This is a genomic window from Salegentibacter salarius, from assembly GCF_900168265.1.
Lineage (GTDB): Bacteria > Bacteroidota > Bacteroidia > Flavobacteriales > Flavobacteriaceae > Salegentibacter > Salegentibacter salarius.
Map to the genome: position 1 here is coordinate 123547 of NZ_FVZF01000004.1, position 13806 is coordinate 137352.

10 protein-coding genes, 2 tRNA genes and 1 pseudogene are annotated in these 13806 nt (G+C 38.5%); 5 read left to right on the forward strand and 8 right to left on the reverse strand.

Features of this window, described 5'->3' with window-relative positions; translation table 11 throughout:
- Positions 1–35 precede the first annotated feature (35 nt).
- The 3 genes from B5440_RS04080 to B5440_RS04090 are packed head-to-tail and all read left to right on the forward strand — an operon-like array spanning position 36 to position 2044.
- Positions 36–1109, forward strand: a complete 1074-nt coding sequence (locus tag B5440_RS04080) for a hypothetical protein (RefSeq protein WP_079711064.1) — start codon at positions 36–38, stop codon at positions 1107–1109.
- Positions 1096–1458, forward strand: coding sequence for an STAS-like domain-containing protein (locus B5440_RS04085; RefSeq protein ID WP_070054835.1), 363 nt, complete (start codon positions 1096–1098; stop codon positions 1456–1458). The genes B5440_RS04080 and B5440_RS04085 overlap by 14 nt, the downstream gene beginning before the upstream one ends.
- Positions 1442–2044, forward strand: a complete 603-nt coding sequence (locus tag B5440_RS04090; protein ID WP_070054834.1) for a hypothetical protein — start codon at positions 1442–1444, stop codon at positions 2042–2044. The genes B5440_RS04085 and B5440_RS04090 overlap by 17 nt, the downstream gene beginning before the upstream one ends.
- Positions 2045–2128: 84 nt before the next feature.
- On the opposite strand, the gene B5440_RS04095 is transcribed toward B5440_RS04090, so the two are convergent.
- From B5440_RS04095 to B5440_RS04125, 7 genes and pseudogenes are all read right to left on the reverse strand, one after another.
- Positions 2129–2213 (reverse strand) — tRNA-Leu (locus tag B5440_RS04095).
- 18 nt (positions 2214–2231) lie between these two features.
- Positions 2232–2304, reverse strand: a tRNA-Gly gene (locus tag B5440_RS04100).
- Positions 2305–2541: 237 nt separating this feature from the next.
- Positions 2542–5133, reverse strand: a complete 2592-nt coding sequence (mutS, locus tag B5440_RS04105; RefSeq protein WP_070054975.1) for a DNA mismatch repair protein MutS — start codon at positions 5131–5133, stop codon at positions 2542–2544.
- 82 nt (positions 5134–5215) lie between these two features.
- Positions 5216–5641 carry a hypothetical protein gene (locus tag B5440_RS04110; protein WP_070054833.1) on the reverse strand — a complete coding sequence of 142 codons (426 nt, stop codon included), beginning with the start codon at positions 5639–5641 and terminating at the stop codon, positions 5216–5218.
- A 27-nt stretch (positions 5642–5668) separates the two neighbouring features.
- A pseudogene (locus tag B5440_RS04115) lies at positions 5669–6364 on the reverse strand (ABC transporter ATP-binding protein); the annotation flags it as partial.
- The gene (locus B5440_RS04120) at positions 6348–7733 is read right to left on the reverse strand and encodes an amidohydrolase family protein (RefSeq protein ID WP_070054832.1); all 1386 of its coding nucleotides are present in this window, start codon (positions 7731–7733) and stop codon (positions 6348–6350) included. The gene B5440_RS04120 and the pseudogene B5440_RS04115, both read right to left, overlap by 17 nt.
- A 75-nt stretch (positions 7734–7808) precedes the next feature.
- Positions 7809–11069: a S41 family peptidase gene (locus tag B5440_RS04125; protein WP_070054831.1), complete on the reverse strand. Its 3261-nt coding sequence runs from the start codon at positions 11067–11069 to the stop codon at positions 7809–7811.
- A gap of 162 nt (positions 11070–11231) precedes the next feature.
- Here B5440_RS04125 and B5440_RS04130 point away from each other — a divergent pair, with 162 nt between their 5' ends.
- On the forward strand, positions 11232–11798 hold the full coding sequence (locus B5440_RS04130) for an RNA methyltransferase (protein ID WP_070054830.1): 567 nt from the start codon (positions 11232–11234) through the stop codon (positions 11796–11798).
- 26 nt (positions 11799–11824) lie between these two features.
- On the opposite strand, the gene folK is transcribed toward B5440_RS04130, so the two are convergent.
- Positions 11825–12952 carry a 2-amino-4-hydroxy-6-hydroxymethyldihydropteridine diphosphokinase gene (folK, locus tag B5440_RS04135; RefSeq protein ID WP_070054974.1) on the reverse strand — a complete coding sequence of 376 codons (1128 nt, stop codon included), beginning with the start codon at positions 12950–12952 and terminating at the stop codon, positions 11825–11827.
- A gap of 106 nt (positions 12953–13058) precedes the next feature.
- Here folK and B5440_RS04140 point away from each other — a divergent pair, with 106 nt between their 5' ends.
- Complete coding sequence (locus B5440_RS04140) at positions 13059–13757, forward strand: queuosine precursor transporter (protein WP_070054829.1); 699 nt, start codon at positions 13059–13061, stop codon at positions 13755–13757.
- Positions 13758–13806: the final 49 nt, after the last annotated feature.

The following is a 13806-nucleotide window of genomic DNA, read 5'->3' on the forward strand; positions in this document are numbered from 1 at the left end:
TTCCCTACAACCCCATATCTGATAATAATTTTTTAGTGAAGAATAATAAACAAATTCAACTTAATCGAGCAAACAAAAGATTCCAGAGAAGGTTGACTTCCAATGCCAAGAGAAAAAGAAGAAGGAAAGAGGAACTAGGATTAAGCCGGGTTGAAAAACTCAGATTTAGGCATTATAAGAAGTTCAGAGGGTTCAAGAAAGTAAAAGCACCAGTAAACTTTTCTTTAGTGGAGGAACCGGAGGAGATGATAAAATTTGCCAAAAATATAAAAAAACTATATAGAAAGAAAAAGAAGGTATTTGTTATCTTCAAGGATACTGAGCATATAGGTTATGACGCTCTTGTACTCTTATTATCTATTCTTATTCGTTTTAGATCAAAAAGGATAAAATTTGACGGTGATTTCCCCACTAACCCTGAAGCCAAAAAAATTCTTCTTGATTCTGGCTTTTTTGAATACTTATATAAGAATATTAAGGAGGAAGATAGATACTCCTTTATAAAAGGGGGAACCATAGCTACACACGCCTATAAAAAAGTAGATCCCAAGCTAACCAGTGAAATAATTTCCGATGCTTCACGCACAATTTGGAAAAAAAATAAAAGATGTCAAGGGGTGCAAAGGTCTTTAATTGAATTAATGCATAACACAAATAACCACGCCGCTTATGACAAGGAAGGCGACAAACTTTGGTTTTTATCTGTTCAGCATAGAAAAAAGGAAGGAATTGTAAGCTTTTCCTTCCTAGACTTTGGCGTAGGTATATTCGAAAGCTTAAATAATAAAGGAAAAGATAGTAAGTGGTATAATTGGGAACGAAGTTTAGCAAAATTATTTACCTATGAGAATAATAAAGAACTTCTAAAATTAATACTTAACGGAGAGCTTCATAGGACAGTTACAGGGAAAGCTTATAGAGGTAAAGGTTTACCGGGTATATATGGGGCATTCAAGCGAAACCATTTTAATAAATTACATATTATCTCGAATGACGTCTATGCGGATATAGAAAATAACAAATTTTTATCACTGAAGAATGCATTTAGTGGTACTTTTGTTTATTGGGAAATAAGCTCAAATAATTTTAATACAGATGGATTCAATTAAGATTAAAGTTGCTAAAGATTTTTCTCCCTTTCCTGGATCAAGGTATGAAAAAGAAGGAGAAAACTCCGGAGAGAAGTTTCGGAGAGATTTTTTAGCGCCTGCTTTTAAAAAGGCAATTGATGAAGATAAAAAAGTTCTAGTAGATCTAGACGGAACAGCTGGTTACGGAACCTCTTTCCTAGAAGAAATTTTCGGAGGTTTGGTGAGGGATAATGATTTCGATTATAAAGAAATAAAAAAAAGGCTTGATATTATTTCACTAGAAGAAGAGTACTTGGAGGAGGATGCATGGGAGTTTATTGATGATGCTCATTCTGCAAAAAAATCTTCCGATGAAGCTTCTATTTAATGCCCTTCTAATTCTTTCTTGCCTTGCTATAGGTTTTGCAGCTGCTAAAATTTATTCAATTCCTTATTTTAGTATTAAGAATGAACTTGATCCTATTGCTCTCTTTTCTGCTCTGGTGTCAGTTCTTGTTCTTTATTTTCTTTATACTTTCATTGATAAGGACAAAGAAGATAGGGTAAGGGAGAAAGATTTAATTCTAGGAAGAATAGAAGAAATCTACCAACTTATAAAATCTCAATCATTCGAATTTGGGTCGTCTAGCATAGAATATAGCACTGCTGCTGCTAATACGAAGAGAGTAAGAGTCCTGTTACTTAGCATTGAAGACCTTTTAAAAGAGGTAGGTGTTAATCATCATAAAAAAGAGCTTGATTCAATTCTACTTGAAATCAGAAAGCTTAATAATCTTTTGACTTACTACCGCCCTCCCGAGACCGGCGAAATTATGCACGATTATATTCCAGATATTGTTGTGAGAGATAATATCGCCCATTATTCAACTAATCGTTTGAAACAGATCAATAGTTCTTACGATAAATTAAAAACCCAAGTCTTAGCCTACCAGCTCAAAATAAATCGAGCATAAACTAATGGTTGACTAAAAGTTGACTAAAACAACTTCCTAAAAACAAAAAAGCCTTGAAAATCAAATGATTAACAAGGCTTTAAGTACTCGGGACGGGACTTGAACCCGTACGGACACATTGTCCATTGGATTTTAAGTCCAACGTGTCTACCAATTCCACCACCCGAGCGTGGTAATATTATGTATGAGCGAAAAACGGGATTCGAACCCGCGACCTCCACCTTGGCAAGGTGGCGCTCTACCAACTGAGCTATTTTCGCGTTTTTAAAAGAACTTCCACGTTTAACGTGGCTGCAATAGCGTATTGCGGATGCAAATTTAATATAAATCTTATAATGTCAAAGGCTTTTTCAAAAAAATAAAGAAAATCTTAAATAAAAAATTCCTTCAGTAATTCAGTCCCAACTTTAAAAAATTACAACTCATTGTTTACCAATACTTACCGATCTACTTTCCTATTTTTTACTGAAAACCCACAACCGAGAACTTCAGACTGCTTAAGCTTTCGTTTTCGCTTTTTCCTTTCCAACTAAGGTTCTTTTAATCTCGTTTAGCTTCATCAAAGCTTCTACAGGCGTAAGCGTATCAATATCTATATGTAACACCTCTTCTTTTAATTCCTGCAGAATAGGATCATCAAGATTAAAGAAGCTAAGCTGCATTTCTTCTTCGGCCGACTTCTTTAAAAGCTCACTGGAGTCTTCCATTTTATGTGATTTCTCTAATTTCTTTAGAATTTTATTTGCGCGATGTAAAACCTGTTGTGGCATTCCGGCCATTTTGGCTACGTGAATTCCAAAGCTATGCTCGCTGCCTCCCGGCACCAGTTTCCGAAGAAAAAGCACATTATCTTTTAACTCTTTTACCGAAACATTAAAATTCTTGATCCGCTCAAACGTATCGCACATTTCATTGAGCTCGTGGTAATGCGTAGCGAAAAGTGTTTTAGGTTTGGCGGGATGTTCGTGCAAATATTCACTAATCGCCCAGGCAATAGAAATCCCATCGTAAGTACTGGTACCGCGTCCTATTTCGTCCAAAAGCACCAAACTTCTATCTGAAATATTATTTAGAATACTGGCTGTCTCGTTCATTTCTACCATAAAAGTAGATTCGCCCATAGAAATATTATCGCTGGCGCCAACCCGGGTAAAAATCTTATCTACCAAACCTATATTTGCCGCTTTTGCCGGCACAAAACTTCCCATTTGCGCCATTAACACAATAAGTGCAGTTTGCCTCAAAATAGCCGATTTACCACTCATATTAGGCCCGGTGATCATAATTACCTGCTGGTTTTCGCGATCTAAAGTAACATTATTGGTCACATAAGATTCGCCAATAGGCAATTGCTTTTCAATAACCGGGTGCCGCCCTTCTTCAATATTTAGATCGTGATGTTCTTCAATTTCAGGCTTACAATAATTTTCGGCTTTGGCTTGTTCAGCAAAAGAACATAAACAATCTAGCTGGGCAATAAGTTGTGCGTTTTGCTGTACCGGCTGAATATAATCGTTCATCCAATTTACCAATTTACCAAAAAGTTGCTGTTCCAGGTGCAAGATCTTTTCCTCAGCCCCTAAGATCTTCGCTTCATATTCCTTTAATTCTTCGGTAATATAACGTTCGGCATTTACCAGGGTTTGCTTTCTAATCCAACTATCGGGGACTTTGTCTTTATGCGTATTGCGAACTTCTATATAATAACCGTAAACGTTGTTACTGCCTATTTTAAGCGAAGAAATTCCGGTGATTTCGGTTTCCCGTTTCAACATATTATCAAGGTAATCTTTTCCTGAAAAAGCTATTTTTCTAAGCTCATCCAGTTCTTCCGAAAAACCTTCAGCAATACAATTTCCTTTTAAAATATTTACCGGCGCATCTTCATGCAAACTTTCAGTAATCTTACTACGCAAAACCTCGCATGAATGTAAATTATCACCAATCACTTTAATGGCTTCATTTTCACTATTCAGCGCGAGCTCTTTTATAGGAATTATGGCTTGTAAAGAATGATTAAGCTGAAGTACTTCCCGAGGTGTAACCTTTCCTGTAGCGACTTTAGAAATAAGCCGTTCCAGGTCACTTATCTTTTTGATGTTTTGCTGAATTTCAGCCAAAACTGAAGGATTTTCTAGTAAAAAACCAACTACTTCGTGGCGCTTTCTAACTTTCTCGGCATTTTTTAAAGGCAATGCAAGCCAGCGCTTTAAAAGCCTTCCGCCCATTGGGGAAATTGTCTTATCTATAACATCCAGCAAGGTTACGGCGTTGGCCGCGTTAGAATGATACAACTCCAGGTTTCTGATGGTAAACCGATCCATCCATACATATTCCTCTTCAGCAATACGATTTATAGCAGTAATATGCTGCAGTTTTCGATGTTGGGTTTCCGCGAGGTAATGTAAAATAGCCCCGGAAGCAATAATCCCTTCTTCCAGGTGTTCTACGCCAAAACCTTTTAAAGATTTGGTTTGAAAATGTTCATTTAAAGTTTCGTAAGCGAAATCCTGTTTAAAAACCCAGTCTTCCTGGTAGAACGTATGGAAATCTTCGCCGAAGATCTGCTTAAAGTCTTTCTTATTCTTCTTCGGAATCAAGACCTCACTCGGACTAAAATTTTGAAGCAACTTATCTATATATTCTGAATTTCCCTGCGCGGTGAGAAATTCGCCGGTAGAAACATCTAAAAACGAAACTCCAAAGATTTTCTTTCCGAAGTGAATAGCACATAAAAAATTATTCGATTTACTCTGAAGCACCTCATCGCTTAACGCTACACCCGGAGTTACCAATTCGGTCACGCCACGTTTTACGATGGTTTTGGTCATTTTAGGATCTTCCAACTGATCGCAAATAGCTACCCGTTCCCCGGCTTTTACCAATTTTGGCAAATAAGTATTTAGAGAGTGGTGAGGAAATCCCGCCAGCTCGGTACGCTCGCTCCCATTATTTCTATTGGTGCAAATAATATTAAGAATCCTGGCTGTCTTAACCGCGTCTTCCCCAAAAGTCTCGTAGAAATCGCCCACCCGAAACAACAATAAGGCATCAGGATACTTTGCCTTGATGGCATTGTATTGTTTCATTAACGGGGTAACTTTCTGAGGTTTTTTTGCTGCCAAAATTCTGGAGTTTTAGGTTTGCTAAAATACGGATTAGGCAGTTTGCTTAAAAATTATAACCCGAAATTTTAAGAATTAGACTACCAAGAAACAAAAGTGACCATAAGAAAGTTCGCCACCAATTTTTCACTTCTAAACTACGGGTTATTTTTTCGCAAGACTGGTTTGGAGAAATAGAATTATGCAAAGGCACAAAGACTAAAAAAGTCATCGCCCAGATAATAGCGATAATAAGCATGCTGCCCCAGGTATAAAAATTTGGCTGATGCCATAATTGCCAGGAGGCTACAAACAATTGCGCAATCATTAATGGCCCGACGATTATGCCTATACGCCCGGTATAAATTTTATGCCATTTCCCCAGATCTTCATTTTTATAATAACACAAGCTGGGATAAATCACCAGTTGTACCACCCAAATTAAGACCATTAAACCGAAATCGAGTAAAAGGCGTATTAATTCAATATTCATGTTTTTTATGTTAGTAAGCGAAATCTTTTACTGATATCCCTGCGCCTGTAGGTTGAACAATTCGGCATAAAGCTTATCATTTTGCATGAGCTCCTGATGTGTTCCAATTTCCAGAACAGCACCATTTTTTAAAACCATAATTCTATCGGCAATTCTAACCGTGCTAAAGCGATGGGAAATAATAACGGCAGTTTTACCTTCAGTTAATTTTATAAACCGATCAAAAGCTTCGGTTTCGGCGCGCGCATCTAATGCTGAAGTTGGTTCATCTAAAATTAAAACTTCAGCATCTTTCATATAAGCGCGGGCAATCGCGATCTTTTGCCACTGCCCGCCAGAAAGATCTTTTCCCTGCTTAAAACGTTTTCCCAGTTGCTGATCATAACCGCGCGGTAAACCGGTAACCACTTCATTTGCCAAACTTTTCTCGGCAGCACTGTCTATTCTTTCCTGGTTTTTAATTTCTTCAATTTCACCCATCGCAATATTCTCCCGAAGCGTAAGTTCAAATTTTACAAAATCCTGAAAAATCACTCCGAAGTACTGCTGGTATTGAGTTTGATCATATTCTTTTACCGGAATATCGTCCAATAGAATTTCTCCTTCAGTAGGTTCATAAAACCGAAGTAATAATTTGATAAGCGTGGTTTTCCCGGCTCCATTTTCACCTACAAAAGCTAATTTTTCGCCAGCTTTTAATTCAAAATTAATATTGCGCACCACCCAGGCTTTTCCTATCATAGACTTCACCGCTCTTGATCACAGTATTTATCTTTTTTAAATTATCGATACTTTTCAGCGGATTTTTATCCAAAATTAAAATATCGGCCACTTTTCCTGTAGCAATACTTCCATATTCATTACCAAGATTAAGAAATTGCGGACCATTAACTATAGAAGTTTTTATAACCTGGGCGTTACTTAAGCCTGCTTTAGAAAGGGCATTTAATTCCCCGTGCAAAGATTCGCCGGGATAAACATAAGAATTAAAGGCTCCACAATCTGACCCTGCTAAAAGCTTAACTCCTGCATTTTGCATTGGCTGAATCATTCGGGCACTTATTTCTTCCATTTTCTCACGCATCTTGCTGCCGGAAGCTTTTGCTCGTTTTGCTCCTTCTATCCTGCCCTGGTAAGTTTTTTGAATACCGGGACCAATGTATTTTAGCAATGAATCCTGCTGGTGATCTACATCTAAAATTTCTGAAAGGGTTTTACCTATATAAAGTGTGGGAGTTACATATACATTTTCTTCACTCATTTTAGCAAAAACCTCAGCCGCAAGTTCGGGATCGTAAGTGTCTATTAATGGTTCTATCATTCCGTAGCCCAGGTCTAGTTTTGTCAGGCTATCGGCAATGGGAGAACAGGCTTTTAGCGGATAATACATATGCTCGGCACCATCAAGGCCCAGGGATACGGCTTTCATAAAATCGGCGCTCATCGGCATATGTCCGGTGACTTTTAGCCCACGCTTTTCGGTTTCTTCGATAATGTTGTAATAATTTTCTGCGGAAAGATTTCCATCATAAGTCTTTACATAATCTACCTCAAGGCTTTCCAGCGAATCCAGGGCAGCAAACACCTCAGCTTCGCTAGTGACTTTAATAGAACCAGGCCAGGCCGGTTTATCGCCATCCAGTTTGGGACCCGAACTAAAAATTGTGGGACCATCTAATTCGCCATTAGCAATTTGATCTTTCCATTCTATTACACTCGGAGTGATATCGCCACCGGCATCGCGTACAGTGGTAATTCCGTAGGCTAAAAAAAGTGGCAAGAGATCTTTGTTTTCTTCTACCAAAGTGTCACCCCCTCTAAAATGAACATGATTATCCCAAAGTCCCGGCATCACAAATTTCCCATTAGCATCAATAAGGCGATCAGCAACAAATTTTTCTTTATCAATGCTTTTTCGAACCTCCACAATTTTTCCGTTAGAAATAAAAATTGATTGACCTTCGCTTAGGCTTTCACTCTCTGCATCTATAATTTGAGCATTATAAATAACAAGATCGTAGGCTTTGGTTTCTTTATTCTTGCAAGATGACAGGGTAATTGCTAATAATAAGAAATATATGAGTTTATTCATTTTTATAAGACTTTTGGACGGGAACCTGGTAATTCAAATTCCCGCTTTCTAAATTTATGTTTAGTCGCAAGAATATTAGTTATCAGTTTTATCAGGATATACCGGGGAAGGTACATCTTTCGGCGGGTTGGCCTCCAACTGTTTCAGCACAATCTCGATAGCTTTTTCCAGTTGAGGATCTCTACCTTCAATTACTTCTTCCGGCCATTGTTCTACTTCAACATCTGGGGCCACTCCTTCGTTTTCCACACTAAAGCCTTCTTCAGTATAAAAAGCCACATTTGGTGCGGTAACAGAGCCTCCATCTATAAATTCAGGATAACCTAAAACGCCTACCAGGCCGCCCCAGGTAGTTTTTCCAACGATAGTTCCAAGATCAAATTTTCTAAACATCCAGGGCAGGTAATCACCTCCTGAACCGGCAGTTTCATCGGTAATCATCACCTTGGGACCTTGAATAGAAGCACTTGGCGATTTTAGATCTTTTCCATAACGGAATCTCCAGTGCGCCTGCTCTGGTTTTTTAAGGATATCTATAACATAATCTGCCAACTGGCCACCGCCATTAAAACGTTCGTCTACTATAATGGCCTGCTTATTTGCCTGCGGAAAGAAGTAGCGTTTGAAGTACTCATGGCCCTCCGTGGCAGTATTTGGCACATAAACATAGGCAACCCGGCCATCGGTAGCTTCGTGCACTTTTTGAATATTGCCTTCTATCCAATCGCGGTTTCTTAAAGCAATTTCATTTTCAACCGGAGTTACTTTAATTTTTCTTGAATTCTTCATATTAGGATTAGGACCCACGGTGAGCATCACTATTTTCCCGGCTGTATTTTCAAATAACTTATAGATATTATCACTAGCCTCTAGCTCTTCTCCATCTACTGCCAAAAGATAATCGCCTTCTTTTACATCTACTCCGGGTTCGGTAAGGGGAGAACGCAAATTAGGGTTCCAGTTAAGTCCGCCATAGATTTTCTCGAATCTATACCTGTCATTTTCTATGCTGAAATCTGCTCCCAGGAGACCTCCTTTTACAGATTCTTTAGAATGAAGCCTGTCACCTCTACTAGAGAACCGGTGATGCCCTACTCCAAGTTCGCTAAACATCCATTCCATTACCCGGTAGAGATCGCTTCGGGAAGTAACATCTCCTATAAAAGGTTCGTATTTTTCTTTCATTTTATCCCAGTCTACGCCGTGCATACCCGAGTCATAAAAGTAGTCCCGGTTAACTCGCCAGGCTTCATTAAAAATATTCGGCCACTCAGCTACGGGATCAATCTTCACCTGAATATCACCGGTATTAAGCGTTCGCTTATCTTCAATTTTATCAACTTCAGCGATACCCCATTTTTCTTCTGCCTTATAAAGAATCTTTTTTCCATTGGCTGAGATCTCGTAAGAAGTGGCAGGCATTATCTCCTTATTCTCCCTTTCTTTAAGATCATACAGATTTAGAGTTCCTTTATTCTGCTCGTGAGGAGGATAAGCTAAATAATAGAGAGTTCCTTCCTTTGGTGAACTTAGGTTCGCATATTTACCGGCCGGAAGCGGCACATCTACGATCCTGTTTTCTATTCCCTCGAAATCAATTTTTAGATCGGGAACTTTCACTTCTTTATCCTCTTCTTCTGCCTTTTTCTTTTTTTCTTCTTCTTTTTCTGCCTTCTCAATCTTTTCAACATCATTTTCTTTGGCAAATGGAGATTCCACATCCTTCTGCAAAGTCACCAGGTAAATCGAACTGCTCATTTCCATATCCTGGTTAGACTGATCAAACCAATTTACCACGGGCCCCGCATCTGTAGAAGCTAGCATATATAGATATTTTCCGCTGGGGTCAAAAACCGGACTTGAGACGCTGGAAAAGCCATCGGAAATTGCATAGGATTTATCTTCTGAAAGGGAATACACATAGGCTTGTTCAAAACTGGTTCCAGTTACTATGGTATAACTAATCCAATTAGAATCATGAGACCAGCTACCAAATAAGTCTCGAAAAATTCCCGGTATATATCGTTCATCCTGTGAAACTTTTGTCACTTTCCCGGAATCTATGTTTAACACATAAAGATTACGCCCATTATCTACAAAACTTATTTTCTTAGAATCTGGAGACCACTTTGGATAAGCGTAAAAACCTGCACCCTCAAGTTTAAATTTTTCAGCTTCTTCTTGTTCGCTTTGATCGTGCACATGAAGTGCATATTCCCCACTTTCATCACTAAAATACGCGATGAATTTTCCATTCGGAGACCACACAGGATCTTGTTCATGTACACCTGAGGTTTCAGTTATATTAACCACATCCCCTTTTTCAGCGGGCACCGTTACTATTTCTCCTCTAAAATCCATTACAACTCTCGCCCCGGTAGGCGAAACAGAGGCGCTGCGGATATACTCATCACCCTTTACAAAGCGCGGGCGCAATTCAAGAAGATCTGTTGCGATCCCAACCTCGATTTTTTCAGTAGAATCACTTTCCGGATTATAGGTATGCAGATATCCTGCCTGCTCAAAAATTATTTCATCTTTTCCTGCGGAAAGATCTAAAACCGGGAAATCTTCATAATTGGTAAGTTGAGTAACCTCCTGGGAATTCATATCGTAACTGTACAAATTGAATTCGCCATTCCTATCACTTCTGAAATAAACTTTATCTCCCAGCCATTGAGGTCTGGTATCGTTGCTTCCGCTTTCCGGTTTTGGGACCTCGGTTACAGAATGGTCATTGGTATCATAAATCCAGATTCGGGAGGCCATACCACCACGATAATACTTCCACTGATTAAAAGCCTCATAAAGCGGCGTATAAGCAATGTATTTTCCATCATCAGAATAATCTGCCCAAAAAGCATTGGGAATTTCCAATTGCTTAACCTGGCCACCGTTTACTGAAACCTCAAAGAGTTCTGCATACCGCCTGGTAAAAACATTTCGTTGCGATATAAAAAGAACAGCAGAACCATCTGGTGTAAAACCACGAACCAAGTCGCTCCCGGGGTGCCAGCTAAGGCGCTCAGGCACGCCACCATTAGCAGGCACCACATATACATCGGTATTTCCATCATATTCTGCATTAAAAGCTATTAAACTTCCGTCTGGGGAAAAAACAGGATTAGATTCAATCCCATCATCTACTGTAAGTCTTCTTGGTGAAGAGCCATCTTTATTTGCCACCCAAAGATCTTCGGCATAAATAAAAGCGATTTGAGAATCACTCATCGCGGGTTTTGAAAGTAAACGGGTATCTTCTTTATTAATATCCTGGGCTGCAAGAGTGAAGGACAGGAAGAAAAAAAGTAGCAGGGAAGTAGTTTTATATATCATACTAGAGGAATATTTTATCATTTACTAATATAAAACTAAAATGTAAATAACCTATCAAACCCGTAATTACGAAAGATTCGAATTAAAAATCCCTCTTATCAACTCCAGTCTTTTTAATGATAAATTAATTAATTTCCTCGCATTCTTATTAATTTTGCGCCTATGAAAAACCGAAAATCAAAAAACAGCGAACTGGATCGTAAATCAGTTGAAGAATTTAAGGAAGCTGAAAAAACACCTATTATTGTGATTCTAGATAATATTAGAAGCTTAAATAATATTGGATCGGTTTTTCGTAGTGCCGATGCTTTCCTAATCGAAAAGATTTATCTCTGTGGCATTACCGCGCAACCACCGCATAAAGATATTCAGAAAACCGCTTTAGGCGCGACCGAAACCGTAGCCTGGGAATATGCAGAAAATACACTGGAGGTGTTGGAAAAGCTTCAACAAGAGAAAACAAAGGTTTTTTCTATTGAGCAAGCCGAAGGTTCGGTGATGCTAAATGATTTTAAAGCCCAGCCGGGTGAAAAAATCGCCGTGGTTTTTGGTAACGAGGTAAAAGGCGTTCAACAAAAAGTGGTTTCGGCAAGCGATGGCATTATTGAAATTCCGCAATTGGGCAGTAAACATTCATTGAATATTGCGGTTAGTGTGGGCGTGGTTCTATGGGATCTATTTTCTAAAATAACCACAAATAATCGAGAACAATCTTATATGGCTCACTAGAGACACTTCCTATTTCCAGGAAATTATCAGGCTTTGATCTCTTCTAAAATCGACAAATAATCCAGGCGGTTGTTTACAAAATCTTTACCTGAAATATCTATGATCTGTACCTTCATATTGGTTTGGGTCTTTATAAAATTCAGGTAGCTTTTATTGATTTCCACCAAATAATCTGGCTGAATGTTTTGCTCGTAATCACGACCGCGAGCCTTGATATTTTCCAGCAGTCGATCTGTATTCTGGTAGAGATAAATGTATAGGTCGGGCTTTACCAATTCCTTATACATTAAATGAAAGAGCTTATGGTATAAGGCATATTCATCTTCGTGCAGCGTGATTTTAGCAAAAATCAATGACTTAAAAACATCATAATCTGAGATCACAAAATCTTTAAAAAGATCATACTGAGCCAAATCGTCTGAAAGTTGCTGGTAGCGGTCGGCCAGAAAAGACATTTCCAAGGGAAAAGCATATCGCTCTTTGTTCTCGTAGAATTTTGGCAGAAACGGATTGTCTTTAAACCTTTCTAAAATTAGTTTTGCATTAAAATCTTCGGAAACCATGGTAGAAAAACTGGTTTTCCCCGCTCCAATATTTCCTTCAACCGCGATATAATTCAGTTTATTTAAATTGAAGGCTTTTTTAGGAATCTCAAGCTTTTCAGGAATCGCTTTTATTTCGGAATTGTCCTCAACCCGCTTCAGTAATTTTTCAATAGAGACTTTAAAAATAGGATGGGTTTCCTTAGCAGCGATATCGGCTAAGGGTAACAACACAAATTTTCGGTTTTGCATTGCAGGATGCGGCACTATCAAATCTGCGGTTTCTAAAATTTCATCTTCGAAAAGAAGAATATCCAGATCCAGGCTTCGGTTTTGGTAATTTTTAGCATCAGAGCGCACCCGGCCGGCATCAGCTTCGATCTTCAATAATTTCCGAAGAATTTCTTTCGCAGAAAATCTGGTAGAAACGGCAATACAGGCGTTTAAAAAAGCATTGCCTTCAAAACCCCAGGCAGGTGTTTCATAAACCTGCGATACCTGTTGCACCTCGCCAATTTCTAAATATATTTTATGCAGTGCATTTTGCAGAAGCTCAAAGCGGTTGCCCACATTGCTTCCCAGGGCGATATGTACTATTTTTGGGGAATTCAAACTAACTGAAGAAAAATTATTAAAGCTTATCCTGTAAATTTCACAGCAAATTAAGTAAAACAAAATCACATACCCCTAATTTTGTAGGAAGACTTAAAAAATAAATTTGGCTAAACTTTTACTGAAAGACAAACTCGCGGCACAGCGCGTATATTTAATATTGGCCGGGCTTTTTATCGCCTCCCTGGTTGTTTCGAACCTAATATTTCAGAAATTCTTTAGCTGGGATTTTTTTGGGCTCTATACGTTTGAAATTTCTGTGGGAATTTTACCATATCCGGTTACTTTTTTGATCACCGATATTATTAGCGAGATCTACGGTAAGAAAAAAGCCAACCAGGTAGTAACAACGGGAATTTTTGCATCGTTCTTTTCTTTGTTGATAATTTACACTGCAGATGCCGTGCCCGCTACCGAATGGTCACCCATAGGCGACGCCTTGTTTACCCAGGTTTTTGGTGCTACCACTATCGCAGTCTTTGCCTCAATGGTCGCCTATTTACTGGCGCAGTATATAGATATTCAGTTATTCCATTTTTGGAAAAGATTGACCAAAGGAAAACATTTATGGCTACGGAATAACTTTTCTACCTTTCTGTCACAATTTGTAGATACGTTTTCGGTCTTGTTTTTGCTCTGTAGTTTTAATAAAATTGAATGGGACTTATTTGGCGCACTTTTACTTAGCGGATTTTTATTTAAAGTAATCGTGGCCGCCTTAGATACGCCTCTGCTCTACGCTTCGGTTTTTGCTTTTAGAAAGCGATTTAACCTGAAGCAAGGCGAAGAATTAAAATATGATTAATGTAAATAAACCAGCTTAATTGGTTTGAATTAAATAATATAGAAATGAA

What these genes read in the sequence shown, in the direction of transcription:
- B5440_RS04090 (WP_070054834.1), top strand. Translation starts at nt 1,442, where the DNA reads ATGAAGCTTCTATTTAATGCCCTTCTAATTCTTTCTTGCCTTGCTATA.
- B5440_RS04085 (WP_070054835.1), top strand. Translation starts at nt 1,096, where the DNA reads ATGGATTCAATTAAGATTAAAGTTGCTAAAGATTTTTCTCCCTTTCCT.
- B5440_RS04120 (WP_070054832.1), bottom strand. Translation starts at nt 7,733, where the DNA reads ATGAATAAACTCATATATTTCTTATTATTAGCAATTACCCTGTCATCT.
- B5440_RS04130 (WP_070054830.1), top strand. Translation starts at nt 11,232, where the DNA reads ATGAAAAACCGAAAATCAAAAAACAGCGAACTGGATCGTAAATCAGTT.
- B5440_RS04110 (WP_070054833.1), bottom strand. Translation starts at nt 5,641, where the DNA reads ATGAATATTGAATTAATACGCCTTTTACTCGATTTCGGTTTAATGGTC.
- mutS (WP_070054975.1), bottom strand. Translation starts at nt 5,133, where the DNA reads ATGAAACAATACAATGCCATCAAGGCAAAGTATCCTGATGCCTTATTG.
- B5440_RS04125 (WP_070054831.1), bottom strand. Translation starts at nt 11,069, where the DNA reads ATGATATATAAAACTACTTCCCTGCTACTTTTTTTCTTCCTGTCCTTC.